Source organism: Telluribacter humicola (assembly GCF_017355935.1).
GTDB lineage: Bacteria > Bacteroidota > Bacteroidia > Cytophagales > Spirosomataceae > Telluribacter > Telluribacter humicola.
Genome location: NZ_JAFIQT010000001.1, coordinates 548625 through 575381 on the forward strand (window position 1 = coordinate 548625; position 26757 = coordinate 575381).

The following is a 26757-nucleotide window of genomic DNA, read 5'->3' on the forward strand; positions in this document are numbered from 1 at the left end:
TCCCAAACCCATAACTTTCGGACAGATAAGCTTTTGATCTCCTTAACCATGAAAAGATTTCTCCTTTGGACGGGTGGCCTGGTGGCTATCCTGGCGGTGGGCTACGCGGCTGGCCCCGACATCCCCGACGCTACGCTTGACCCCACCCTGCCTACGGTGACGCAGGACCTGCCCCGGCTGGAAGCCGAAATAGCCAGCACTGAAGCGGCCATCCCTGACCTCAAAGCCGATAACGAAGCCCGCATTATCTGGGCTGATAGTACTAAAAAAGAGAAGACGCCCTACAGCATCGTATACATCCACGGCTTCGGGGCCAGCTGGGCCGAGGGCGACCCGGTGCATAGGGAGCTTTCCAAACGCTACGACGCGAACCTGTACCTGGCCCGCCTGCACGGAGCCGGTAGCGGTGATCCGGATGCTTTCAATGACCTGACGCCCGAGAACTTCGTAGCCGGTGCCAAGCACGCCCTGGCCGTAGGCAAAGCTTTGGGAGACAGCGTCATCGTGATAGGTACTTCGGCGGGTGGCCTGCTGACGGTGTACCTGGCGGCCAACCACCCGGAGCTGAAAGGAATAGTACTGTACTCACCCTGCATGGCGGTATATAATGGAGCTCTGGCCCTGACGACCCGCCCCTGGGGCCGACAAATCATGCACAATGTACTGGGCGAACGGCGCGAGAACTCCTACCAGCCCGACCGGGCAGCTTACTGGCTCACCAGCTACCATACCAATGGGTTGCTTACCCTGCAGCAGGTGATGGATGCGGTGTCGCGGCCGGAGGTGTATGCTCAGGTGAAGGTACCTACCCTGCTGGCCTACTACTACAAGAACGACGACGAGCAGGATAAGGTGGTATCGGTGGCGGCTATGCGGGAGATGTTTCCGCTGCTGGGGACGCCCGACCACCTAAAGGTGGAGAAGGCGCTACCTACAACAGGTAATCACGTAATTGCCTCTCACTTTACATCTAAGGACCTGGATGCGGTGCGGCAGGTAACACAGCAGTTTTTTGAAGACAAATTACATGTCAAACCCATCGCTAAGCCATGAAGGTCACCTTACAGGAGGCTCTTTCGCGGCTGACGCCAGCGCAGCGGTTTGCTCAGGTAATGCAGCATGGTACTATGTCGGTAGAGTTGTATGTACCTGATAAAATAGACCCACAGCAGCCTCACGCTCAGGATGAATTGTACGTGGTTATTAGTGGAACGGGGCAGTTCCTGAATGGGGAGGAGATCTATCCGTTCGGGCCGGGCGATGTCATTTTTGTACCAGCAGGACGGGTACACCGCTTCTTTAATTTTACAGAGGATTTTCAGACGTGGGTAATTTTCTATGGCCCGGAAGGGGGAGAGAAGCCTAAATCGTAGCTTTACCTCCTAAAATTACTTTACTTTGCAGCCGCTTACAGTACCAGAGATCCTCTGGCGGGTTGGCAGACAAACATTGAAAATCAATCAAAACTATGGCTTACGGTTTACTGAAAGGAAAAAGAGGTATTATATCGGGTGCTTTGGACGAAAACTCCATTGCCTGGAAAGTAGCGCTGAAAGCGAAAGAAGAAGGAGCTACCTTTACCCTTACCAACGCTCCTATCGCTATGCGTATGGGCGCTATCAACAAGCTGGCTGAGACGTGCGAAGCACAGATCATTCCGGCTGATGCTACCTCGGTTGAAGACCTCGAAAAACTATATAATGGCTCTATCGAAGCCCTGGGTGGTAAGATCGACTTCGTTCTGCACTCCATCGGGATGAGCCCCAATATCCGTAAAGGAAAAGAGTACGGCGACCTCAATTATGACTGGTACATGAAGAGCCTGGACGTGTCGGCGCTGTCGCTGCACAAGTTCCTGCAGGTAGCCGAGAAACTCGACGCTATCAATGAGTGGGGCTCGGTAGTAGGCCTTTCGTATATCGCAGCTCAGCGTACCTATCCTTTCTATACCGATATGGCCGAGGCTAAGGCTATGCTCGAAAGTATTGCCCGCAGCTACGGCTACCGCTACGGCAAAGCCAGGAAAGTACGGGTGAATACTATTTCGCAGTCACCTACCAAAACCACTGCCGGCTCCGGTATCGGTGGATTTAGCTCGTTCTACGACTTTGCTGATAAAATGAGTCCACTCGGAAACGCGTCGGCCGAAGATTGCGCCAGCTACGTAATTTCCCTGTTCTCGGACCTGACCCGCATGGTGACCATGCAGAACCTGTTCCACGACGGAGGCTACTCTACCACGGGTATCTCCGAAGAACTGATGCAGATGATTCAGCAGCAGCAACAACAATAGTAGCTTACTGTATTAGTAACAGCTATTTGTTGAATACCGCTGCCTGATTAAGATACATATCTTTGCTCCAAATCCCTCCTGTGGCCGCCTGGTCTGGAGGGATTTTTTTGTACTTGCCATGAGCGGAGCAAAAGGTATGGTGGCAGAAACAAGCTATTAATAATGAACAGGTTGTCCAGCCGGGGTTTAATTAGCTGAACTTATATACGCCATCCCGGAGGTAATAATTCAACTACTTGACCGTTAGTGCCGTTGTATGTTGCTAAGAAACTACTTAGCTTCGTTGAGCCATTGAAGAAAAATTAACCTTAAACAGATCCTGCCACTACCAATGCACTATTCACTTAATCCGAAGCATCTCTTACTTTGGGGAATGTTGCTAGTACTATCAGCTTGCGGAGGCGAAACGGACCAAACCCAAACGGCCGTACCCGATGCACCTACTCACACGCTGGTTTTTTTAGATAAAACACAAAGTGTCAATGTGAATAAAGACTTTGTGAATGAGAAGTACCGGCAGGCGCTTGCGGAGATAGTGGAACAGAATATGCGCAATAAGGGAGATAAGCTGGAAGTGTATTTTATTCACGAAAATACCTCTAAGGCTCGTGCGCTGTCCCTAACGGTGCGGGCAGAGAAAGAAAATATGGAGAGTGCCAATGCCACCGACCGTGAAGCCATCGAAACCAGTTTCAATATGGCACTGCAGCGGGAGAAGGGCATATACCTGCGTCAGGCCCTAGCTAAGTTGAACCAGCAGAATGGCGGAGGTTCCAACCAGTGGACTGATATTTGGGCCAGCCTGCCCATTATAGCCAAGGCTGCCGAGGGGGGAGCCAATGTACAGGTATACTACTTCAGTGATATGATCGAGAGCGTACGTGGCACCGGTCGCCGTGACTTCCATACAACTCCGCCGGCTTCGGATGCTCAGGCTGAGGAATGGGCCAAAGAAGATGTAAAGCAACTGGAGCAGTACGCTATTGGCAGTCCGCTGGTAACGGTTATTTCTCCCTTCGAACCTACCGCGTCTACCCGCGAGAACAACCCCCACGTAACACACTACTGGCAGACGCTCTTCCAGGAACTGGGAGGCGTATCTATTGAGGAGCAGTAGGTTTTACAGGCGGTAGGCAATAAGCTTTAAGCCATAATCTTTCTTTTTACCACAGAGGTACACGGAGAAAGAGATACTCTGTGAAACTCGGTGCTAAAACTATATTTTACTCTGTGTTTTAAAAATACAGCACTACCCGTCGCCAATTAAAATTCTCTCAATCTCTCATTCACCACTAGCCCTTCTTCCCCACTACCTGGTACCTGCCTGGGATGGCGCGGTAGCCAATAACTTTGTAGGGAGAGAGTCCGGCGGAACGGTACCAGCTTTGGATTTCCTCAATGGACCAGTTGCCGGAGGCGCTGGTAAGGCCAAAAAACAGGTCAGTACTGCTACCTACCAGCTCGGGTTTGGCCGAGGGATCGGGACGGATAAATTCGTTGATGATAAAGATACCTCCCGGCCGGAGCGCCTGCTGTACTTTGGCAGCTACTGTCTGATTTTGCTCCACGGTGAGGTGATGCGCTACGCTTGACATTAGTACTATGTCGTAGGCTTCCTTTTCCAGCTCATCTGTAGTAACGTTTCCAACCCGATGTACGACCCGATCACCCATACCTTGTTTGGCCAGTAAGGGAGCGGCTTTCTCCACGGCTCCCGGCAGGTCCAGTATGGTTGAACTGAGCTTGGGGTACTTACGACAGGCAGCTACGGAGTGCAATCCGTGTGAGCCGCCGATGTCCAGCATACGGGTAGCCCCACGGGGCATGGGTACTCTCCTAGCAAACTCTTCGGCCTCCGAGATAGCACCGCTCCACATCGCCGACTGGTACAGTTCCCACTGTTCGGAACCAAAGCTGCTGTGAAAGTCGATGCCCTTGCCAGTTTCGAGGTACTCGCCCATTCCTTCCAGCCACGACCACACGATGCGGTTGTTAAAGAGCATGAAGCCGTGCAGAGAGCTTGTGCTCTCTTCCAGTATCCACTTCTCGGTGATGGAGGTAAGGGTATAGTGGCCTTCTTTGAATGTGAAGTACCCTACGGCAGCCAGTACGCCCATTAGTTGTTGGGTAGCTCCTGCATGCAGGCTGCAGGCTTGAGCTACCGCTTCGGCGGTGGTATGTCCGTTGGCTACAGCCTTAAATATACCTCTATCGGTAGCCTCCAATACGGCTTTGCTCACTACTGGAAATATCTGGGCGTGCAGCAGAGGTATAGGTACCAGATTGGCCTGCAGGGCTATCCATTCCAGTATATTATCAGGAGAAACTTTCAGTTGCATCAGCCGGCCCAGTTTTCACGGTCGAGGCTGCGGTACTGGATTGCTTCGGCCAGGTGTTCTATTTTGATATCATCACTACCAGCTAGATCGGCAATGGTACGGGATACTTTCAGGATACGGTCGTACGCCCGCGCCGAGAGGCCCAGTCGGTCCATGGCGGTACGCAGCAGGGCTTTGCCTACTTCACCCACGTCACAAATTTCCTTCACCATCTCAGGGGGCATCATAGCGTTAGAGTATGTTTCCTTGTGGTCTTTAAATCGCTCAGTCTGTCGGTCCCGCGCCTTAATCACGCGCTCCCGGATCTGTTCGCTGCTTTCGGAGCGGCGGGTAGAGGCTATCTGATCAAATGACACAGGCGTTACCTCCACGTGCAGGTCAATACGGTCCAGCAGTGGTCCGCTGATCTTATTGAGGTACTTCTGTACTACCCCCGGACCGCAGACGCACTCCTTATCGGGGTGGTTGTAGTAGCCGCAGGGGCAGGGATTCATACTGGCAATGAGCATGAAGTTGGCCGGAAATTCAACCGCCATCTTAGCCCGCGAGATACTTACTCTACGCTCTTCCAGCGGCTGCCGCATCACCTCCAGTACGGTGCGCTTAAACTCAGGCAGCTCGTCCAGAAAGAGAACTCCATTATGAGCCAATGATATCTCGCCGGGCTGAGGGAAGCTTCCTCCACCCACCAGGGCAGCGTCACTGATGGAGTGGTGTGGTGCCCGAAAGGGACGGCGGGATACCAGCGTAGCGCGGGTACCCAACTTACCGGCCACAGAGTGAATTTTAGTTGTTTCGAGCGCTTCTACCAGCGTCAGCGGGGGCAGGATGGAGGGCAGCCGCTTGGCCAGCATGGTCTTGCCCGCACCCGGCGGACCAATCATGATAGCGTTATGACCACCGGCGGCAGCTATTTCCAGAGCACGTTTTATATTTTCCTGACCCTGTACGTGGGAAAAGTCAGCGTCGTAGTCGTTTTGACTGTTGAAGAACATGTCGCGGGTATCCACGACCAGGGGAGTAATATCTCGTTTGCCTTCGAAAAACTCTACCGCCTCCTGCATGGTCTCGACGGGCAGGACGTCCAGGTTATTAACAATGGCGGCTTCCTGTGCATTCTCGGCAGGTAGCATAAAGCCTTTCAGGCCTTGTCGCCGCGCTTCTATGGCAATGGGCAATACGCCCTTGATAGGCCGCAGCTTGCCGTCCAGCGATAGTTCCCCCATGATGACGTAGTCCTCGAGGTTGCGCTTAGTGACGATCTGCTCTGAAGACTGTAGCACGCAGAGCGCGATGGGCAGGTCATAGGCGGAACCTTCCTTACGGATATCGGCCGGTGCCAGATTGACAACTACCTTCTGCCGGGGCATGCGGTAGTCAAAGAATTTCAAGGAAGCCTCCACGCGCTGTTCGCTTTCCTTGACAGCGCTGTCGGGCAACCCCACCATAAAAAATCGTAGCCCCTGGGTCACCGTTACTTCGATGGTGATCATGGTGGCATTGACTCCGTATACGGCACTACCAAATGTTTTGGCAAGCATGCAGTTAATATTTTATAGAAAGTACTGGCGGTTCAACACAAAGATAACACAGCTACCTGATAGGCAGTGGTTATCGGTCAGCCAGGATATAGTATGATACAAGTACTAACACCGGAATGGCAGTGTTGTTTTGAGCCTGCTCATAAAACCGGCCGTAGCGCGTTGTACAGCTACTACTATGCTAGTCGGCGGGTAGTATTACATAAAAAGTCGACCCCAGATCCGGGATGGAGCTGACGTAGATCTCACCACCGTGGTTGTGGGCTACTTTTTTGCACAGGGCCAGACCTATACCCGTACCCGAGTAGGTATCACGGGAGTGCAGGCGCTTAAATATTGTGAATACTTTCTCGGTATATCGCGTGTCAAAGCCGATACCATTGTCCTCTATACTGATCGTGTAGTAGGAGTGCTTCGGGTTCAGGTAGGGATACTCCCCAATGCTGGTGCTGCAGGTATTGGAAACACTAATGGTAACTCTAGGAGGAATGTTGTCCTTACTGTACTTCAGCGCGTTATTGATCAGGTTGTAAAACAGCTGCCGCATCTGTAAGGGGATGGCCTTAATAGTAGGAAGATCCTCGCAAACGATGCTGGCCCCTTTTTCGGTGATGATCAGTTCCAGATCTTCTTTGACAGCCGCAAGTACCTTGTTCAGATCTACCTTCCTGAATGAGTTCTCCCACTTTCTGACGCTGGAGTAATCCAGCAAGTCATCAATGAGCGCTTTCATTCGGCCGGTTGCTTCATGTATTTTCTTTAGGTAAGACTCCGGATTTATAGTGTCCGGATTCTGTAAAAGATCACTGAAGAACTGAATCTTCCGGATGGGCTCCTTGAGGTCGTGACTGGCTATGTAGGCAAACTGCTCCAGTTCGTCATTGGAGCGCTTTAGATCTATGTTGGCTTTGGTGAGCTCACGGGTTCGTTCCTGTACGCTTTGTTCCAGCTGTTGTGACAGGGTTTTCTGATCGTGTATATCCGTAGAAGTACCCAGCCAGTACAGTACTTCATCTTTTTCGTTCTTGATGGGGACGGCTCTCGCTATATGCCAGCGGTACATGCCATCATACCTGCGGTACATGGACTCTGCCTCATACTGTACTTTATGTTCCAGAGAATAATTCCATTTTTTAAAAACCTCCTCTTCGGTATCTGGCGGCATCGTATTCGCCCATCCTCTTCCCATTGATTCCTCTCTGGTCTGTCCGGTATATTCGTACCAGCGACTATTCAGGTAGTTTAACTGTCCGTCGGGGCCGGCTGTCCAGGCCACGATAGGCAGCGCTTCCAGCATGGATTTGATCCGCTGTTCTTCCTGCTTTCGTTCCGTTATATCTATGCACGAGCCGGCATAACCGCCAAAACTACCGTCAGACTTGTACCAGGGACGACCAGTAGCATAGCACCAAATGAGTTCGCCCCTACGATTTCTGATTCTGAAGTCTGACTCGTACAAGGCCTGAGTTGATATAGCGCTCAATAACCTGGAATAAGTTCTGGCTCTGTCTTCTTCTACAATACAGCGAGCCCAGCCTTCGCCTGCTTGTTGCTCCAGCGGTACCCCTGTCCAGTCTATCCAGGTTTGGTTGACAAAGGTGTTGTGTCCGTGCTCCTCGGTCATCCATAGCGTTACGGGGGATACTGAGGCTATGGTCTCCAGTACCAGTTGATTCTCCTCGGACTTTCTTTGAATAAGTACCTGATCCGTGGCTTCAAATCCAAAAATGATGACGCCGATGATTTTGCCTTCAACTGTGTAGGGATTATAAATAAAGTTGAAGTACTTGGTCGTCAACTGACCGTCATTATTCCAGTCGGCTACGCCGGGAAACTCTTTGAATTGTGCAGGTACGCCAGTTTCATAAACTTGATACAACCCATCAAAAAATCCCTGCCCTTCCAGCTCTGGGACGGCCTCGAGGGGTGATTTGCCAATGAGTTGTCTCCCATCAAAAAGTTTAGAAAACAGGGGGTTACTCAATGTGCATTTAAGCTCTGGACCTTCCAATATGCAAATCATCGCCGGAGCTTGCATAAAGAGGTTACTTACAGTAGGATCGGCAGTAGGGGTATCTGAGGAGGCTAAATCCCGATTTTCAAGCATTACTATAATGGTGGTATTAACGACGAGGCAAATTAAAGAAGTTTAGTGATAGTTTTGGTAACTAAGCAGGGGAAGTCGAATGCCATTTAGTTAATGGCAATAGTGAATTGTCTGCCAGAGCAATACGGGCAGTAAGCAGAGGAAATAGCAGTACTTGTGGCTGAGTATGAGGCTATGAAAGGGGTACTTCTTCTAAAATTTTAATCGGTTTTACGCTCTCTTGTTTCTACTATTAAAAGGTAGATGTATATGAACAAAAATAGCTAGGCAATCAGTGGCTTCACTACTTTGCCGTGTACATCAGTAAGCCGGTAACGGCGTCCCTGGTGCTTAAATACCAGCCGCTCGTGATCGACCCCCAGCAGATGCATAACCGTGGCCTGAAAATCATGTACGTGTACCGGATCTTTGACTACATTATAACCAAAATCATCGGTTTCGCCGTACACAAAGCCTTTCTTTATACCCGCTCCGGCCATCCATACGGTGAAGCTACGGGGGTGGTGATCGCGACCGTAGTTGTCTTTGGTAAGCTTTCCTTGTGAGTAAGAGCCCCGTCCAAATTCCCCTCCCCAGATCACCAGCGTTTCGTCCAGCAGGCCACGCTGTTTCAGGTCCATAATGAGGGCTGCCGAGGCCTGGTCCACGCTTTTAGCCATCACTTTTATATCATTGGGAAGATTTCCGTGCTGGTCCCAACCCTGGTGGTACAACTGCACAAACTTTACATCTTTCTCGATCAGTTTACGAGCCAGCAGGCAGTTGGCGGCGAAGGTACCCGGCTTGCGTGACTCCTCCCCGTACATATCGAATATATAGTCTGGCTCCTGCGAAATATCCATGGTCTCAGGTACGGCAGTTTGCATACGGTAGGCCATTTCGTACTGCTGCACGCGGTAGTTGATCTCCGGGTCGAGGATATGCTCGTACTGGTCCTGGTGTAGTTTGGCCAGGTAGTCGAGCATACGGCGGCGGCTGGTTTTGTCGATACCATCCGGATTACTGAGGTAAAATACCGGATCTGGCCCTGAGCGGAATACTACTCCCTGATGTACCGACGGCAGAAATCCGTTGCTCCACAGCTTGGCGTAGAGAGGTTGGTCCCCGCCGCGCCCCTTGGAGAGCAGTACCACGAAGGAAGGCATATTCTGGTTGTCGGAGCCCAGACCATAGCTGATCCAAGAGCCCCAGGAAGGGCGGCCTCCCTGCTGGCTACCCGTTTGGAAGAAGGTGACAGCCGGGTCATGGTTGATGGCTTCGGTATGCAGAGAGCGCACAAAAGTGGCTTCGTCAGCAATGGTAGAAATATGCGGTAGCAGCTCGCTGATCCACATCCGGCTATGGCCGTACTGCTCAAACTTATACTTAGAGGCCGCCAGTGGAAAAGAGCTTTGACCAGCGGTCATACCGGTAAGGCGCTGTCCCTGTCGTATAGACTCAGGCAGATCCTGTCCCCACATTTGTTCCAGCTTGGGCTTATAGTCAAACAGCTCGAGCTGGGAGGGAGCTCCGCTCTGGAACAGGTAGATCACCCGCTTGGCTTTGGGAGCAAAGTGAGGCTGACCCAGTGGTGTATTCTCCTCGGCGGGCAGCGCACCTTTCTTGGCAAACGAGCTGTCAGCATTCAGGATTGACGACATAGCCGCTGCCCCCAAGCCCAGACTGGTACGTGACAGGAAATTACGGCGGCTTAGCTGCTCGTGTACGTGGTTTTCAAGTTCTTTATAAAAGCTCATAGGTAGCTTTCAGGTAGTAGCTGTTAGTAGTTAGCCATCAGCTAGTGAAAATTTCTGATTTGTATACTTTGTCTTATAGGTACTTATATTTCAGCTTAAGTACCTATGATTATATCTTTTGGACATCAAGTTGGATGGGAGCAGATCAATACATGTTGAGATTCTGCACTCGACAATCGAAATCACCAAGACTATCGCTTGATCACAAACTCGTCAAAGTTCATAATAGTACTGGCTACAATGGCGTTGGTAGCCAGCTCGGCAGGATCTAGTTTACGGTCCCAGGCGTATTCTCCTACTCCTAATAGCTTTTGTGCCCGGCCCTTGTTTTTCTGAAAGTCCTGATACTCTTCAACATAAAGCTGCTTGAGCAGGTTCAATTCGCTGGGGCGGGGCGGGCGGCTGGTCAGGGCTTTGTATGCATAAGTAATACGTTCATCGGGCGTCTGTCCCTGACGTACCATCTGCTCGGCCAATACGCGGGAGGCCTCCACAAACTGCGGGTCATTCATGGTAACCAGGGCCTGCAGGGGCGTACTGGTCTTTTGTCGTTTTACTACGCAGAAGTGCCGCTCCGCCGCGTCGAAGTTCAGCATCATGGGCGGAGGCGAGCTACGCTTCCAGATGGTATACAGGCTGCGACGGTATATGCTATCGCCTTGCTGCTGCTTGTACTGTACGGCATTGCGTGTAGCCAGCGCCTCCCACAAGCCATCGGGTTGGTAGGGGTACGCGCTTTCACCACCTATTCTGGGTGTAAGCAGTCCGCTCGCGGCTAAGGCATTATCACGTATTTGCTCGGCGCTCATGCGGTAGCTGGGGCCACGGGCGTAGAGACGGTTGTCAGGGTCCAGATCACGCAGTTTCTGATCCACTTTGGACGACTGCCGGTAGGTAGCTGACATGACGATCATCTTCTGGAACTGCTTCTGATCCCAACCCATCTCGCGGAAGCGCATCGCTAGCCAGTCTAGCAGTTGAGGATGGGTAGGCAGGTCGCCCTGGTTGCCGAAGTCATCGGTGGAAGTGACCAGCCCCTGCCCGAAGTACTGCTGCCAGAAACGGTTGACGGTGACGCGGGCAAAGAGGGGATGATCTTCATGCAAGAGCCAGCGGGCCAGCCCCAGACGGTTGCGGGGGTACTCTTTCGGTATCTTGAAAAACTGGTCTGGTGTATCAGCCGTCACTTCCTTGTCGGGAGCATCGTAGGCACCGCGCTTCAGGATAAAGGTCTTGCGGGGGTACTTACGCTCCTTCATCACCATCACGTCCAGTTGCGTATTCAGCAACTCGGTTTCTTCCCCGATTAGCTGCCGGCTCTTTGCCAGTTTGTCCTGATAAGGCTTGTCAAAGTGGGTAAGGTAGTAGCTAAGCAGGGCGGATTGCTGCGCAGGTGTGCGCCTGGCGTCAGGAGTTTTAAGTGCTGTCAGTACTTCGTTGCGCTGGGTATATAGCCCCTGCATCTCCAATGAGGTAAGGGAGCGGGCGTATATTTTCAGCTCATCTACTTCGAAGTTCTTGGTAAATTGGTCCGATAGTCGGCCAATCATGAGGTTATCCACGTACCAGTTCGACTTGTTCTTGCCGTACAGGAGACTCTGGTTCAGACCATCGTTATGTACCGTTACCCGCACCGGATTGCCGTTGACATACAGTTTAACACCCCGGGCTTTGCTGAGGCCGTCGTAGGTAAAGGCGAGCTGCGTCCATTTATTCAGGGGAAATTTCTCCGTGGTCTGCAATTCAATGGCATTCTCGGGCCACACGTGGCTGATCAGGAGCCTCAGGCGTCCGTCCGGCAGGCGGAATACATTCCAGCCCCGGTAGCCATTAAAGACCCCATTGGATTTATGAATAAGGGAGCCATGAACGGAAGGATCGTGCAGGTTAAACCACACACTGACGCTGAACGGCTGGTGGCGCTCGAAGAAGGCGAAGTCGCGGCCGAAGTTAACGGCATTCTCCCCGTAGATGTACCGGGCCTTACCAAATCGGCCGGGACGTGAAGCTTTGGCGGAAATAGTCGTATCGCCCTCAGCGCGGGCGGTATGCTTGGCATTGACTCTATTTTGGAACAGGCTACCCGTAGGCTCGTCAAACGTAAAGTGGCCTATGAGTCCTGATGTATCGGGTACCAGGGCTGCTTCAGGTTGTGCTTCTGCCTGGCGGAGCCACGCCTGGTAGCGTTGCTGATAAGTGGGTTGTGCACTTTCCAGCCCCTTTTTCTCGGTGGAAAGGGAGGTACGGATAAAGTTCAGCTTGGCCTCCGCCTCGGGTGTAGGTATGGTAATGCTGGGACTGGCTTCACCGTTGTAGGGAATCTGACCGTTCTCGTTGTTCTGGTTGAAGAAGGCGTAGAGCGAGAAGAAGTCTTTCTGACTGATGGGGTCGTACTTATGATCATGGCAACGGGCGCACTCCACAGTCATCCCCAGGAATACCTTCCCGAAGGTACCCACCCGGTCGGCTACGTACTCCGTCCGGTACTCTTCGGGTACTATACCACCCTCCTGACTCTGCTGGTGCATTCGGTTAAAGGCAGTCGCAAGAATTTGCTCCCGGTTAGGTTTGGGGAGCAGGTCGCCGGCGAGCTGCCAGGTCACAAACTGGTCGTAGGGCAGGTTCTGGTTGTAGGCGTTGATGACCCAGTCGCGGTAGGGCCAGGCTGTGCGCATACCGTCATCCTGATAGCCGTGGGTATCGGCGTAGCGGGCGGCATCTAGCCAGGGCGCCGCCATGTGTTCGCCGTAGTGGGGTGAAGCCAGCAGCCGATCCACCACCTTCTCATAGGCATTGGGAGAGGTATCTTTTATGAATTCATCCACCTGCTGCGTGGTAGGAGGTAACCCCGTCAGGTCCATGTGTACCCTTCTCAGCAGGGTAGTCTTGTCTGCTTCGGGGGCGGGAGAGAGCTTCTGCTCTTCGAGCTTATTCAGGATAAAGCGGTCAATCTCGTTTCTAGCCCACTGCTCATTCTTTACTTTGGGGAGCCCGGGCTTCTCGATCTTGGTGAAGGCCCAGTGTGGCTTATACTCGGCTCCCTGCTCGATCCAGCGAATAAGGGTGGCCTTCTCCTGGGGTGAGAGCGACAGGTGCGAGTCGGGCGTAGGCATCATTACCTCCGGATCAGCCGAGAGTATGCGGTGTACCAGCTCGCTGCTGCCTGGGCTACCGGGCTTGATGGCGCGACGTCCGCTCTCGCACTCCTTGTTCAGAGCGGCTTCTTCTACGTCCAGCCGTAGGTCTGCTTTCTGCTTACTCTGGTCAGGACCGTGGCAGGCAAAGCAGCGGTCGGAGAGGATAGGCTTGACGTGGTAGGTGTAGTCGACCTGCTCGGGTACCTCCTGCATGGCCAGGACTACCTCTTCGGGCAGCTCTACCTTCTCCCCGCAGGAAGCCAGCAGCCAGCTACACAAGCTTAAACCAGTCAATATTTTAGCCCAGGTACTACGCATCAGGAGTTATTTACAGTCACATCTTCAATAGGTTAAAAGAACAAGGGCTTGAAATTTTAACCTATTGAAGTAGAAAAAGAATATTCTGCCTGGACATTAGCGCTTTGTTACGGCTTCATCCATATTCATGATGGTACTACATACTACCGTCAGGGCAGCCAGTTGGGGGGGATTTTTGGTAGAGGGAGCCGGATAATCACCTACCTTGACTAAAGATAGGGCGCGGGCAGGAGTGGCCTGAAACGCCCTATATTCTTCTGTATATAGATCTTTGAGTAATAACAGCTCGCGGGGGCGGGGCGGGCGGCTCAATACAGATTTATAAGCATATGTGATCTGAGCAGAGATATCACCTGATGACTTTACCAGGTTCTGTGCCAGTACCCGCGCCGCTTCTACGTACTGCGGATCATTCATGGTAACCAGAGCCTGTAAAGGGGTACTTGTCTTTTGCCGTTTTACAATGCAGGCGTGGCGCTCGGGTACGTCAAAGATCACCATGGATGGATGCGGTGCCGTACGTTTCCAGATGGTGTACAGACTGCGGCGGTACAACTTGCTACCGCTATCCTGTGGGTACGGCGGCGAAGAAACCGAGGCGGCCAGGGCTTCCCATACTCCCTTAGGCTGGTAAGGATGTACACTTTGTCCACCTATCGTAGGTACTAGCAGTCCACTGGCGGCTAAGGCATTGTCACGGATCTGCTCGGCGCTCATGCGATAACTGGGGCCACGGGCGTAGAGGCGATTGTCTGAGTCCAAGTCACGCAGCTTCTGATCTACTTTGGACGACTGTCGGTAGGTAGCCGACATGACGATCATCTTCTGGAACTGCTTCTGGTCCCAATCCATCTCGCGGAAGCGTACTGAGAGCCAGTCCAGCAGTTGAGGGTGGGTAGGCAGGTCGCCTTGATTGCCGAAGTCATCGGTGGAGGTGACTAGTCCCTGCCCGAAGTACTGCTGCCACAAGCGGTTGACGGTCACGCGGGCAAAGAGTGGGTGATCTTCGTGCAGGAGCCAGCGGGCCAGCCCCAGACGGTTGCGAGGGTACTCCTTTGGTATCTTGAAAAACTGGTCCGGGGTATCACGCTCTACTTTGGCTCCGGGAGCATCGTAGGCTCCCCGATTGAGGATGAAAGCAGGCTTGGGAGCGGCCATTTCTTTCATGATCATGACTTCATCGCAGGCGTCGTACAGGGCAGTCTCTTCCTCCCTAAGGGTACGTATCTGCTGGCGTACCTTATGGGCGACAGGATCGGCCGTAGCCAGGAAGTACTCTACTAGACCCGGCTGAGCGGGAGTTGCCAGCGATTTGGGGAGGAGTGGCTGATTAGTAATCTCGCTCTTTACTTCAAGTGGAGTAAGGGCACGGTTATACAGCCGGAGTTCATCTACCCAAAAATCTGACATGGAGTCACGGAACTTGGCCCCGATCATGAAAGGCATGGTAATTCCGAAGCCGTTGGTATGTCCGGGACCGTAGATCATGCTCCTCTTCAGACCATCAGCCCGTATCCGTACCGGAGCCTGCTTCCCATTCAGATAAATGTGCGTACGCCGGGCGGAGCCGGAGCCATCGTAGGTAACGGTGAGGTAGAGCCACTGGTTGAGGGGAAGCTTCTGGATAGTTTGCAGATCAATGGCGTTGTCGGGGTAGTTGTGCGTCAGGTGGAGGCTCAGCGTACCGTCCGGATTCATTAAACATTCGTAGCCCCGGTCGCCATTATCCAAGCCATTGGAGCGGGCGAAAATCGGTCCCCGTATTCCCTGCCTGCGCAGGTTGATCCACAGGCTAACCGAGAAAGGATCGTGCCTTTCGAAGTAGGCAAAGTCTTTCCCCAGGTCAATATTTCCCTCCCCGTTTACGGCCCGTCCCTTACCGAATTTGCCGGGGATGATTTGGGGTAGTTTTTCTTTATCACCCGTTACCGTGGCGGGGCGCTCCGGATTAGCTTTATTGTAGAAAGTACTTAAGCTATCTTCGTCAAAGGAGTAGCTACCAATCAGGCCAACGGGTTTGTCTATTGGCTTGGGATTAGTCTGTGATTGCTGAACCCAGGCTTTGTAACGTTGCTGTACGGCCGGATGGGTAGGAGCAATTTCCTCTTCCAGAGTCGCTATCTGTTTTTTCAGAGCAGCCAGTTTCTGTTCGGTGGCCGGAGTGGTCAGTATTACTGTGGGGCTCGATTCACCCAAATAAGGTACTTGTCCGGCTTCATTAATATTATTAAAAAAGGCAAAGAGTGAGTAGTAGTCTTTCTGGCTAATGGGGTCGTACTTATGGTCGTGGCAGCGGGCGCACTCGACAGTCATTCCTAGGAATACCTTCCCGAAGGTACCCACCCGGTCGGCTACGTACTCCGTCCGGTATTCTTCCTCCACGATGCCTCCTTCCTGGTTCTGGGGGTGTAGCCGATTAAAAGCCGTAGCAATGAGTTGCTGCTGCGTTGGTCTGGGGAGCAGGTCGCCCGCCAGTTGCCAGGTTACGAACTGGTCGTAGGGCAGGTTCTGGTTGTAAGCTTTGATGACCCAGTCGCGGTAGGGCCAGGCTGTGCGCATCACATCCAGTTGGTAGCCGTGGGTATCAGCGTAGCGGGCAGCATCCAGCCAGGTTGCCGCCATGTGCTCGCCGTAGTGGGGTGAAGCCAGCAGCCGATCCACCACCTTCTCATAGGCATTGGGAGAGGTATCTTTTATGAATTCATCCACCTGCTGCGTGGTAGGAGGTAACCCCGTCAGGTCCATGTGTACCCTTCGCAGCAGGGTAGTTTTGTCTGCTTCGGGGGCGGGAGAGAGCTTCTGCTCTTCGAGCTTATTCAGGATAAAGCGGTCAACACCATTCTTTACCCACTGCTCGTTCTTTACTTTGGGGAGCCCGGGCTTCTCGATCTTGGTGAAGGCCCAGTGCGGCTTGTACTCGGCTCCCTGCTCGATCCAGCGGATAAGGGTGGCCTTCTCCTGCGGTGAGAGCGATAGGTGCGAGTCGGGCGTAGGCATCATTACCTCCGGATCAGCCGAGAGTATGCGGTGTACCAGCTCGCTGCTGCCTGGGCTACCGGGCTTGATGGCGCGACGTCCGCTCTCGCACTCCTTGTTCAGAGCGGCTTCTTCTACGTCCAGCCGTAGGTCTGCTTTCTGCTTACTCTGGTCAGGGCCGTGGCAGGCAAAGCAGCGGTCGGAGAGGATAGGCTTGACGTGGTAGGTGTAGTCGACCTGCTCGGGTACCTCCTGCATGGCCAGGACTACCTCTTCGGGCAGCTCCACTTTCTCCCCGCAGGAAGCCAGTAGCCAGCTACACAAGCTTAATCCGACAAGTACCTTGTACCAGTAAGCCATACCCGAATAGTTAGGGAGAAATACTATGAAAAGAGGTAGGTGTCAGTAATTTAATGAGTAGGCGTAGATGAATCGTAAGAAAATATAAAAGGCTCCCCGGTTGGAGAGCCTCAAAGTATCATGTACTACATCAGGATCGGCCTTTTAACAGCAGCCACCTCCGTCATAGAAGTAGGTAGAGTCAGAAATAAAGATATCATCGCGGCCTAGCTGAGCCAGATTGTTAGCCGTTTTGTCGCAGACAGCTAGCGGCTGGTTCGGTAACAGGACATGGCCTTTGTGGTCATCGAAGCACTCCTCGTTGCCGAAGTAGATAGCAGTTCTGCCGGTAAAGACACAGGGGCCGTCGGCAGGCATAGGATCTTTGATCGCACATACCTCCACCGACTCAATATAGATCAGCTCCTGGGTGGGGTAATGGTTAGGCGACAGGATCCGGTAAGGTCGCTTGGCTCGTATCTCTACCGTTCCGAAGCCGATGTCGGTAATCATCTGGATGTACTCCCGGAGCGGAATGGAACCTGTAAGGCAAAGGGCGCGGAGGCGGTTGTCATTTCGGAGTTCGTCCGACATGTACTGCTCACAAACCGGGTCCGACATCACCAGCTTGCCGTGGGGCTTAAGTACCCGGTACATTTCCTGCAGAGCCTGCTTGAGGTCATCCGCTTTGAAGATGTTGAAGAGGCAGTTCTGAGCGGCTACGTCCACGCTTTCATCCTCAACGGGGAGGTCCAGCGCGCTGCCTTTGCGGATGTCGACGTACTCTCGGTTGAACCACTCATTCTGCTGCTCGGCCTCGAGTAGGTTGGTCCGGCAGGCTTCAATCATTTCGTCCACCACATCTACCCCAATCACACCACTAGGCTTACGGGTGAAGTATGAGAATTGGAAAACCTCCATACCCCCTCCTACACCTACGTACAGGACTGTGGGATTGTTGACCAAGTCACGCGGATTGACGGTACTTCCGCAGCCGTAGTTCATGTCCAGCATGATCTTGGGCATGGATAGGCCCGGCAGTTGCCAGACAGGAGTAGTGGTACAGCACAGACCTACGTCCGGTTTTTCGGCAGCCTGCTTATATACATCAATCGTCGTTTCTAAATAAGACATACAGATAAGTAAATATAAATCAGGCGGTAGTGCCACCGCAGCTGGAACCCGCACCGGCGGTACAGCCGTAGCAGTGCTGGTGTAAGACTATCTCGCGGTTATTAAGAGCGTCAGCACTAAAAAGACTGATGTGCTGAGGCATACGACTATCTACCGGCAGGTCCAGCATCTGGTTAAAATCGCAGTCGAACAGATAGCCATCCCAGCTAACCGAAATGGTATTTCGGCACATGACACCGCGGGCCGCCGCCGGATTGAACGCATTAATCAGCTTTTCCATATAGCCATCGAAATTGCCCGACGAAAACAGGTAGTCGAGGTAGCGGCTTACAGGAATGTTGGTAATGGCAAAGAGGTCATTGAATTCAATCTCAAATTCATCTCTGAGTACCCGCTTAAACTGCCGCTTCAGCCCTTCCTGCGAACCGGGCAGGAAGGCTCCGGCCGGATTGTATACCAGATTCAGGATAAGACCGGTACCTTCTACACCATAACCTACCTCGTTAAGCATTTTCAGGGCACGCACCGAATCCTTGAATACTCCGGTACCGCGCTGACGGTCGGTCTTGTCGGCATTATAGAACGGCAGAGAACTGACAACTTCCACCCCGTGGTCGCGGTAGAACTCGGGCAGGTCGTGGTACTTGGGATTGGCGACGATAATAGTCAGGTTACAGCGTACGATCACGTGCTTTCCTAATTTATGACATTCTTCCACAAACCACCGGAAGTGGGGGTTCATCTCAGGAGCGCCGCCCGTGAGGTCTACGGTAGGAATGTCGGAAGCCGCCAGGGCCGCCAGACACTGCTCCATAGTTTCGCGGGTCATGATCTCTTTACGATCCGGACCGGCATCTACATGGCAGTGTTTGCACACCTGGTTGCACATCTTTCCTACATTGATCTGTAAGATCTCGACACCAGTTGCCTGCAAGGGGAAAAGGCCTGCCTGTTCCATCTTCTGCTGAAAGAGAGGCAAGGCCAGCCGGTCGCGCACACCCTCCTCAAGCAGGTCGAGCTGGGTGGAAGTACTGGCAAGTTCGTGTTGTAACGCGTGTAAGCTTTTCATATAAGTCGTTTAGAAAGAGAGACCGGTGATCGTAGTAGCAGTTCGGCTACCGAATCACATAGATAACTCCTTCGCTTTATTCATCATTTGTACGCCATGTACCAGCGAAGCACCTCCCCGAATGGCGGCGGCTACGTGTACGGCTTCCATCATTTCCTGCTCTGAGCAGCCTTTTTCCATGGTATCTACAGTATAGGCATCTATACAATAGGGACACTGCACGGTATGGGCTACGGCCAGGGCAATGAGCGATTTTTCACGGGCGGTCAGGGCGCCTTCGGCAAATACCTCACCGTAGTAGTCAAAGAACTTCTTGGCTAAGGTTTCCTGAAACTCGCCGATCTTCCCGAATTTCTTAAGATCTTCGGCGTTATAATATGGATTCATACGTGGGGTTTTGGATGGTTACAGATTTATACTCAATTATTTATTGAGTACTGCTTTTAAACATACGTTAAATCCATTTGTTTTGATCAACAGTTTCTGAAAAATCTTCCACTACTTGTTTTACTACTTTACCCGATTCCTTGTCAGGCTGGCTTTACCCATCTTTCTGCGTCGACTATGCGTGGTAGGGCAAAGGGCCGTTCCTTCGCGTGGTCCTGTACTACTGGCTTCCAATCATCCCGATTCTTTTTTTGATGCCGTAGTAGTTGGCTCTCTATTGCCACAACCTATTCATACGCTGACGAGGGGAGACGTTTTCCGTAAGCCCAAAGTAGCCTTCTGGCTCCGACAGATTCACCTGATCCCGGTATTCAGAGGGTCGGAAGGCAGGCAGTATGTACAGAATAATCGAGATACTTTTGATGAAAGCCTGCAGGTGATGCAGTCGGGTGAAGCGGTACTGGTATTCTCTGAGGGGCTTTGTATAAACGAATGGCGGCTACGACCGCTCGGGAAAGGTACCGCTCGTATGGCGTATCAGTCCTGGTACGGAGCCGGCAACCTGACTGATTTGGTGGTGGTACCGGTAGGCCTAACCTATGAGCATTACCGAGGAACCGGAAAGCGGGTGAAGGTCAACTTTGGTGACCCCATTCTTCCTCATCACTTGGATACTGCCCCGGCAGACTATGAGAAATGGCTGCGGGAGTTTAACAACATACTGGCTGATCGGATCAGACAGGGAATGCTTGAGCTTCCGGCCGAACTGACCGATGACGAACAGATACAGCATCTACATACTTACTTCGCCGACTGCCCCAGACCTGCTGCCAACGCTTTTACCCGACTGGTAGGTAGTATAGGCCGTGCTATTCATCGGCCTCTGTACAGGTACTTCAGCCGACGAGTCGCTACACGCACTGCCGGTACTGTCTTTTATGACTCCGTCCTGTTTGGACTGCTGCTCTATCTGTACCCAGTATTGGTCCTGCTGTTGGCCTTGATTGTAGGACTTGTAGCAGGGGGTATATGGGGGCTTGCGGTGTTTATCGGGCTACCCTTATTGGCCTGGGCAGGTAATCGCTATCGCTAATAAAGTACTAGTCACGGACCCGGCTCAGGCTCATCATGCGGAGCATCCAGTTGGGGAGCGGCTTTTGGTGCTTTCTCTTCTGAAGGTCCAGGTACCAGCCTACTTTTTTCAGGATGGGGAGCTTGTGTGTTTCTACCAGCTCAATGAGTGTACCGTCCGGATCCTCTACATAAGCAAACCGTCCTGCTGCTGATTCCATACCGAAAGAGTTCTCACTATCCACCGTAAATTGGTTGCCCCTGCTGGTGAGCATACTCTTGAGCGAATCCATATTCAGGGTATCAAAGCAGACATGAATGTAGCCACAGTCGCCCCAGTAACGGTCCGCAAAAAGACGGCTGGGCTCCCGGTCCAGGGCCTGAATAAGCTCTATCTGTACATTGCCTAGTAGTTGGCTGAAAGCTCCGTGTCTGGTCACGTTCTTACGAAGCAGTACCCGTCTGAAACGCTGACCGGCTACCGAGGCGGGTAGGTCAGGAAATACGCCCACTTGGTCATAGACTACTTCGCAGGGGGCCAGCAGTGCATTATAGAAGTGCAGGGATGCATCCATATCAGATACTCCGATCACCACGCCCGCTACACCTCCGGTAGGTTGTCCGTTCTTGTGAAACCAGGAAGAGTCTTCGGTGACCTGAAATACATTTCCATAGGGATCCTGTCCCCAGAATCCTTCTCCTTCGGGTAATGTACCATAGGCCGATACCAGGGCATGGGGCTGCTGACTGACCCAGTCGTAGGCACGCCGGGCGGAGGGAGCTTTGAACCGGATCGCAAAAATGCCCAAATCACCGGGCTGGGGCTGGAAAGTGCAGTGCTGTGGAGAACGGCTTGTAAACTGCCATATCTCCAACCCGCCGCCTCCGGCCATGTTGAGAGCCATCAGGGCCCGGCGGCTCTGTACCTGTCCTCCCGTGTAGCGGGTCATTAGCCGGGCTTCGGAGTAGTCGTCGAATACCGGTACATCAAAGCCCAGTACCCGTCGGTACCATTGCCAGGCCTGCGCGACATCCGTTACGCCTAGGCCCACCTGCTGTATTCCGGATATATAAGGAGTAGTCATTGTAGCGTCAATAGAGGTGAATAATGCTTCTTTCATTGTTGTGGATAAATATAGGGTAGCCTTTCACCTTTTTAGTTGTACGCCATACTTCTCCGTTTGGATAATAGACTTGTAAAGCCGGACTAGCTTCTCTGTTTTTACACCGGAGAAGTACCCTAAGAAAACCACTGTATTAGCCAGATTGACACGAAAGTAGCTATTGTGGTCGTACTTCCGAGCCGATACTATCACATCCTTCGGAATTATTTTGAACTTGTACCGGCGCCGTGCCCGCAGGATAAACTCGTAGTCCTCCATAACGCAGTGATCTTCGCGGTAGCCTCCCAGTTCTTCAAAGGTGGTCTTGGGTATAAACAAGGTCTGATCGCCGCCCCGGCACCAGATCCGGTCAAAGCGGGTACAGTAGGCATTGAATTTAAGAATAGGAGGCTTATCGGCATCAAACTGGTAGCGGTAGCAGCCTAGCTGATACCCTTCGGTCAGAGCCTGCCGGATATCCTGCACATAGTCCGGATGGACCCGTACATCAGCATGGACAAAGTAGAGTATATCACCCTTAGCCGCTCTGGCTCCGGCATTCATCTGGCAGGCACGTCCGGGCTTGGGTGATACGACCACTAGGGCTCCGGCCTGCTGTGCTAGTTCCCGCGTACGATCTTTACTAGGGGCGTCGGCCACAATGATCTCAGCCAGGCTGTTGCCACCATACCGTAGGAGGTCAGTCACCAGGCGTTCTATGTTGTCCTCCTCATTATAAGTAGGTATAATAATGCTTATTCGCATAGCATACTATTAGGTAAAGGCTAGTAAAGAATGTACGTCACCGGTACCGCTAAGGATGATTGTACCGGTATAAAAGCAGAAAAATTTAGAAAAATCACTATGTGCCGCCAGCACTGGTAATCTATTTCTTAACGGGCATCGTATCTTTGATTCTCCTTATGTTTCATGGTTTTGTCTACGAATATGAATAACCAAGTACAAATAGCTCCTGTTACTGAAAGTCTCCCCTATTTTTTTAGCCAGACCGATTACTCTAAAGTAGTGGTTATAGCCGACGCTCAAACGCGCCGTCATTGCTATCCGCTGGTGAAGCCCCTGCTGCCGGCACACACGCTGATAACCGTCCCAAGCGGTGAGGCGCATAAGAATCTGACTACCTGTGAGCAGATCTGGGATACGATGACAAAGGCTGAGCTGGACCGGCACGCTCTGGTGCTGAACGTAGGAGGTGGCGTAATAGGGGATATGGGGGGCTTTTGTGCGGCTGTATATAAGCGAGGGATTGACTTTGTGCAGATTCCTACCACGCTGCTGTCGCAGGTGGATGCCAGTGTTGGTGGAAAGCTGGGTATTGATTTTCAGGGCTTTAAAAATCACCTGGGTGTGTTTAATATACCTCGTATTGTACTTATTGACCCTATTTTTCTACAAACACTTCCCCCACAGGAACTTAGGTCTGGGTTTGCCGAAATAATAAAACACTGCCTAATTGCTGATGCGGCCAAGTGGGAAGAGATACGGCATAGAGATCTGAGCGAGCAAAACTGGTCTGATCTGATAGCCCATTCGGTCGAAGTAAAAAGTGGGGTAGTAGAGCAGGACCCTACGGAGAAAGGTCTGCGTAAGATACTGAACTTTGGACATACCCTGGGTCATGCCGTTGAAACGCACTTTCTGGGCAAATCCAAAGAACAGAGATTGCTGCACGGGGAAGCCATAGCCGTAGGTATGATCATGGAAAGCCACATCGCCTTCCGTAAAAAGATGATTGATCGTCAATTACTTAATCAGATCGAAGAGTTTATTTTCTCGATTTATGGCAAGGTTTTTATACAGTCAGAGGATGTAGATACAATTATTGCCCTGACCCGGCAGGATAAGAAAAACCGGGGCAAAGAAATCAGGTTCTCCTTACTAGATGGAGTCGGTAGCTGCGCGTTTGACATACCAGTGAGTTCAGCCGATATGCGCCATGCCCTTGCTTATTACGCAGGGTAGCATATTCAGCACAACTAGGGTGGTTAAGATATTGATTATTAAGATATAATATTCTATATTTCCTTTTTATATGTTCTATCCCTAAACTCAATTGAATAGTATGATAAAGTATATTTCTCTGCTTACTGTTGCTTTGTTTGCTTTAGTCATAGCAGGTTGTTCGTTAAATCGTAAAGTATTTGTTGAGCATGACTACAGCTACGAAACAAACTTTAAAGATTATTCCTCGTATACCTTCCTAGAGTGTGAACGGGACACCAACAATCTATGTACTGAAATATACGAGGCCATCCGCCGCCAGATGCAGGCGCGGGGGTACAAACTAACCGCCGACAAGCCGACCCTGTTGGTTAACTACGGTATCTTTTACGACAACCTGCGGTACCAGGGGTACATGCAGCCGGTGATCAAGAACTGGGTGGATACCGAAAACGATGGCTTCCGCTACGAGCCTATTAAGTACGCACTGGATAAAGGTACTTTGATCATATCCCTTATTGATGCTGAATCCGACCAGGTAGTGTGGAGAGGGTATGCTTCGGGAATCTTGAAAGGAGGCGAATCCAACCCTAATAACTACTACCGACATGTAGTACGGCGCATTTTTGATCAATATCCCCTATTTGCCAAAGGATATGATCCCCGCCGGTACGCTGAGGATATTGGAAGATGATACATTGCTCTACTATATAAAAAAAAGCCTGCTTCGAAGCAGGCTTTTTTATGGTTGCGAAGAGGTAGAGGTAAGTACCCTAAATATTTCTTCCAGCGATTCGCCCCGCTGCCTCAGTGTAGCCAACGGACTGTCCGCTACGATGCGGCCGCGGTTGATGATAATGACGCGGTCGCAGAGAGCTTCCACCTCCTGCATAATGTGGGTGGAGAAAAGCACGGTTTTATTCTGCCCGGCTGTACGGATCAGGTTACGTATCTCAAGGATCTGATTCGGGTCCAGCCCCGTAGTAGGTTCGTCAAGGATCAGCACCGCAGGGTCGTGCAACAGCGCCTGTGCCAGACCTACCCGCTGGCGGTATCCCTTGGAGAGCTGTCCTATCTTTTTATGTTTTTCAACATCCAGGCCGCACAGTTGTATGACTTCATCTACCCGGGTCGGGAGTGTACTTGCCGGCATTCCGTAGAGATTTCCCACAAAGAGCAGAAACTCCCGTACGTACATATCCAGATAGAGCGGATTGTGCTCAGGCAGGTACCCTAGCGTACGCCGGGCAGGCATAGGATTAGCGACTACATCATGCCCTGCCACTTCGGCTCGTCCGTCGGTAGGAGTCAGGTAACCGGTAAGTATTTTCATAGTAGTTGACTTGCCGGCTCCGTTAGGACCCAGAAAGCCTACGATCTCGCCCGGACGTAGTTCAAAGCTAATGCTATCAATAGCCCGTTGCGCACCATACTGCTTGGTAAGTTTGGAAACCAGAATAGACATTCGCTCTTTATATAATGTACAACTCGAAGATATAACGGCTATTGTAGTAGCAGAGTTATCTGTCCTATGATTAAAGTAGATTTTCCAACCAGGCTTCTACCGTTGGTCCGGATAGGGTAAAGAGCAGTCCCGGCAGGATACCCAGCAGGAACGCCAGTATCGCCAGGGGCAGTAGTAAACCTATTTCCAGAGCAGTCAGGTCAGAAAGCACTGAAGAAGACTCCTGATCGTGACGGTACCAGAGCTGGCCAAAGTACATACGTTGGTAGGTCCATAGAAAATAGGCTGCCGCCAGTACAATGCCCAGCGTAGACAGAGCAGGAATCCATACGGGTAAGTAGTCCGCCCGGAAGGCGCCCATCAGGGTGAATAATTCTCCGATAAATCCGGAGAACCCCGGAAGACCTAGTGAGGCAAAGAAGGCAACACCAGTCAGTACCGTATAGCGGGGCATAGGTCCGATGAGGCCGCGGTAGTGGTCAATGCGGCGGTCGTGGGTACGGTCATAGATAACCCCTACGAGTAGGAACAGCATAGCCGAAAGTACCCCGTGGCTCACCATCTGGTAAATAGCACCATTGATACCCTCTGGAGTCAGCGAAGCTATACCCAACAGCACAAATCCCATGTGTGAAACCGAGGAGTAGGCTATCATCTTTTTGTAGTCGTACTGCGCCAGGGCATTGAAACCACCGTATACAATAGATATCATTCCTAGTATGCCCAGTGGGGCAGCACTGTACAAAGCTTCGGCCGGAAAGAAGCCATCTACGATGCGGATAAAACCGTACCCACCAATTTTGAGCAGGATACCCGCCAGTACCACCGATACGGGAGTAGGAGCCTCCACGTGGGCGTCAGGGAGCCAGGTGTGTACGGGTACTACGGGCAGCTTTACTGCAAATCCGATAAACAAGAGCCAGAATGCCAGCAAGCGTATGGGGGCTCCCATCAGGTACAAGCTGGAGTCAGGGCTCAGCATGGACTGAGGGAGGTAATTAGTCGCGTCAGCCAGGTACTCAAACCTGAAGGTATGTACCGCATTAGAGGGGGCTATACGACCTGAAGCCAGAAACTCGCGGAGCATAAACAGATGATCGGAGTTAACCGCACTTGCATCGGCTGCCAGTCCGGCAGCTACCGCCGTTTCGACTGGATCAATAGCCGACAGGTATAGCCCAATCATGACCACCAGAATCAGCAACGAGCCCAGGAAGGTATAGATAAAGAACTTAATAGCTGCGTACTCACGCCGTGGACCTCCCCACAGACCAATGAGGAAGTACATCGGCAGCAGCATGAATTCGAAGAACAGGTAAAACAGGAACAGGTCCTGCGCCAGGAAGCACCCTACTACACTACTACTCAGCAGCAGGTACAAGGGGAAGTAGGCGCGTGGCCGCTTGTCAATGTTCCACGAGCTGATGGCTCCTATCAGTAGTACTACCAGCGCCAGTAGGATCAGGGGCATGCTAATACCATCTACACCCAGAGCGTAATCTATGGATACGATTCCTAAGGTACCCAGCGGGAGGGTAATCCAATCTACGGACTCAGTGAGCTGCAGGCCGGGTAGGGAAGGGTTGAAAGACATATACACCAGTACACCCACCAGTAGCTCCAGGACCAGTGTACCTGCTGTAATGGCACGAATATCCCGGGAGCGATGCGAAGGCCATACAACGGCCACTAAGGCGCCGATCAGTGGTATGACTATTAGTAGGGTGAGCAGATATTCACTCATAGAATATTAAATCAACAGTTGTTTTTAGGGTAGTAA

20 protein-coding genes are annotated in these 26757 nt (G+C 51.9%); 7 read left to right on the top strand and 13 right to left on the bottom strand.

What is annotated here, in order from left to right:
* Positions 1 to 48: 48 nt before the first annotated feature.
* From JUB14_RS02515 to JUB14_RS02530, 4 genes are all read left to right on the top strand, one after another.
* Positions 49 to 1053 carry an alpha/beta hydrolase gene (locus JUB14_RS02515; RefSeq protein ID WP_207504188.1) on the top strand — a complete coding sequence of 335 codons (1005 nt, stop codon included), beginning with the start codon at positions 49 to 51 and terminating at the stop codon, positions 1051 to 1053.
* Positions 1050 to 1373, top strand: coding sequence for a cupin domain-containing protein (locus tag JUB14_RS02520; RefSeq protein WP_207504189.1), 324 nt, complete (start codon positions 1050 to 1052; stop codon positions 1371 to 1373). Before JUB14_RS02515 ends, JUB14_RS02520 begins: the two co-directional genes overlap by 4 nt.
* A gap of 95 nt (positions 1374 to 1468) precedes the next feature.
* Positions 1469 to 2293, top strand: a complete 825-nt coding sequence (locus tag JUB14_RS02525; RefSeq protein WP_207504190.1) for an enoyl-ACP reductase FabI — start codon at positions 1469 to 1471, stop codon at positions 2291 to 2293.
* Positions 2294 to 2624: 331 nt separating this feature from the next.
* The gene (locus tag JUB14_RS02530; protein ID WP_207504191.1) at positions 2625 to 3410 is read left to right on the top strand and encodes a hypothetical protein; all 786 of its coding nucleotides are present in this window, start codon (positions 2625 to 2627) and stop codon (positions 3408 to 3410) included.
* Positions 3411 to 3585: 175 nt separating this feature from the next.
* Here JUB14_RS02530 and JUB14_RS02535 read toward each other — a convergent pair whose 3' ends face one another.
* The 9 genes from JUB14_RS02535 to JUB14_RS02575 form a co-directional block, all read right to left on the bottom strand.
* Entirely contained in the window at positions 3586 to 4632 is a 1047-nt protein-coding gene (locus tag JUB14_RS02535) for a class I SAM-dependent methyltransferase (protein WP_207504192.1), read from the bottom strand.
* Positions 4632 to 6173 (bottom strand): YifB family Mg chelatase-like AAA ATPase, encoded by a 1542-nt coding sequence (locus tag JUB14_RS02540; RefSeq protein WP_207504193.1) that lies wholly within the window; start codon positions 6171 to 6173, stop codon positions 4632 to 4634. The genes JUB14_RS02535 and JUB14_RS02540 overlap by 1 nt, the downstream gene beginning before the upstream one ends.
* 181 nt (positions 6174 to 6354) lie before the next feature.
* A complete protein-coding gene (locus tag JUB14_RS02545) occupies positions 6355 to 8280 on the bottom strand; it encodes a PAS domain-containing sensor histidine kinase (protein WP_207504194.1) in 1926 nt (641 codons plus the stop codon).
* A 263-nt stretch (positions 8281 to 8543) separates the two neighbouring features.
* Positions 8544 to 10016, bottom strand: coding sequence for a DUF1501 domain-containing protein (locus JUB14_RS02550; protein WP_207504195.1), 1473 nt, complete (start codon positions 10014 to 10016; stop codon positions 8544 to 8546).
* Positions 10017 to 10207: 191 nt separating this feature from the next.
* Positions 10208 to 13471, bottom strand: a complete 3264-nt coding sequence (locus tag JUB14_RS02555; protein WP_207504196.1) for a DUF1553 domain-containing protein — start codon at positions 13469 to 13471, stop codon at positions 10208 to 10210.
* Between the two features lie 96 nt (positions 13472 to 13567).
* Positions 13568 to 16807 (bottom strand): DUF1553 domain-containing protein, encoded by a 3240-nt coding sequence (locus JUB14_RS02560; RefSeq protein ID WP_207504197.1) that lies wholly within the window; start codon positions 16805 to 16807, stop codon positions 13568 to 13570.
* 144 nt (positions 16808 to 16951) lie between these two features.
* The gene (gene arsM, locus JUB14_RS02565; protein WP_207504198.1) at positions 16952 to 17920 is read right to left on the bottom strand and encodes an arsenosugar biosynthesis arsenite methyltransferase ArsM; all 969 of its coding nucleotides are present in this window, start codon (positions 17918 to 17920) and stop codon (positions 16952 to 16954) included.
* A gap of 19 nt (positions 17921 to 17939) precedes the next feature.
* On the bottom strand, positions 17940 to 18989 hold the full coding sequence (arsS, locus tag JUB14_RS02570; RefSeq protein ID WP_207504199.1) for an arsenosugar biosynthesis radical SAM (seleno)protein ArsS: 1050 nt from the start codon (positions 18987 to 18989) through the stop codon (positions 17940 to 17942).
* A gap of 54 nt (positions 18990 to 19043) precedes the next feature.
* Complete coding sequence (locus JUB14_RS02575; RefSeq protein WP_207504200.1) at positions 19044 to 19376, bottom strand: arsenosugar biosynthesis-associated peroxidase-like protein; 333 nt, start codon at positions 19374 to 19376, stop codon at positions 19044 to 19046.
* 115 nt (positions 19377 to 19491) lie between these two features.
* Between JUB14_RS02575 and JUB14_RS02580 the strand changes: the two genes are divergently transcribed.
* Positions 19492 to 20469 (top strand): 1-acyl-sn-glycerol-3-phosphate acyltransferase, encoded by a 978-nt coding sequence (locus JUB14_RS02580; RefSeq protein WP_207504201.1) that lies wholly within the window; start codon positions 19492 to 19494, stop codon positions 20467 to 20469.
* 7 nt (positions 20470 to 20476) lie between these two features.
* On the opposite strand, the gene JUB14_RS02585 is transcribed toward JUB14_RS02580, so the two are convergent.
* A complete protein-coding gene (locus JUB14_RS02585; protein ID WP_229367492.1) occupies positions 20477 to 21568 on the bottom strand; it encodes a VOC family protein in 1092 nt (363 codons plus the stop codon).
* Between the two features lie 27 nt (positions 21569 to 21595).
* Positions 21596 to 22315, bottom strand: coding sequence for a TIGR04283 family arsenosugar biosynthesis glycosyltransferase (locus JUB14_RS02590; RefSeq protein ID WP_207504202.1), 720 nt, complete (start codon positions 22313 to 22315; stop codon positions 21596 to 21598).
* 183 nt (positions 22316 to 22498) lie between these two features.
* On the opposite strand from JUB14_RS02590, the gene aroB reads away from it, so the two are divergent.
* Together aroB and JUB14_RS02600 are read left to right on the top strand one after the other, a co-directional pair.
* Positions 22499 to 23533, top strand: a complete 1035-nt coding sequence (gene aroB / locus JUB14_RS02595) for a 3-dehydroquinate synthase (RefSeq protein ID WP_207504203.1) — start codon at positions 22499 to 22501, stop codon at positions 23531 to 23533.
* Positions 23534 to 23633: 100 nt separating this feature from the next.
* Positions 23634 to 24206, top strand: a complete 573-nt coding sequence (locus JUB14_RS02600) for a DUF4136 domain-containing protein (protein ID WP_207504204.1) — start codon at positions 23634 to 23636, stop codon at positions 24204 to 24206.
* A 48-nt stretch (positions 24207 to 24254) separates the two neighbouring features.
* Here the strand turns inward: JUB14_RS02600 and JUB14_RS02605 are convergent, their stop codons facing one another.
* Complete coding sequence (locus JUB14_RS02605; RefSeq protein ID WP_207504205.1) at positions 24255 to 24977, bottom strand: ATP-binding cassette domain-containing protein; 723 nt, start codon at positions 24975 to 24977, stop codon at positions 24255 to 24257.
* 70 nt (positions 24978 to 25047) lie between these two features.
* Positions 25048 to 26721, bottom strand: coding sequence for a complex I subunit 4 family protein (locus tag JUB14_RS02610; RefSeq protein ID WP_207504206.1), 1674 nt, complete (start codon positions 26719 to 26721; stop codon positions 25048 to 25050).
* Between the last annotated feature and the right edge of the window lie 36 nt (positions 26722 to 26757).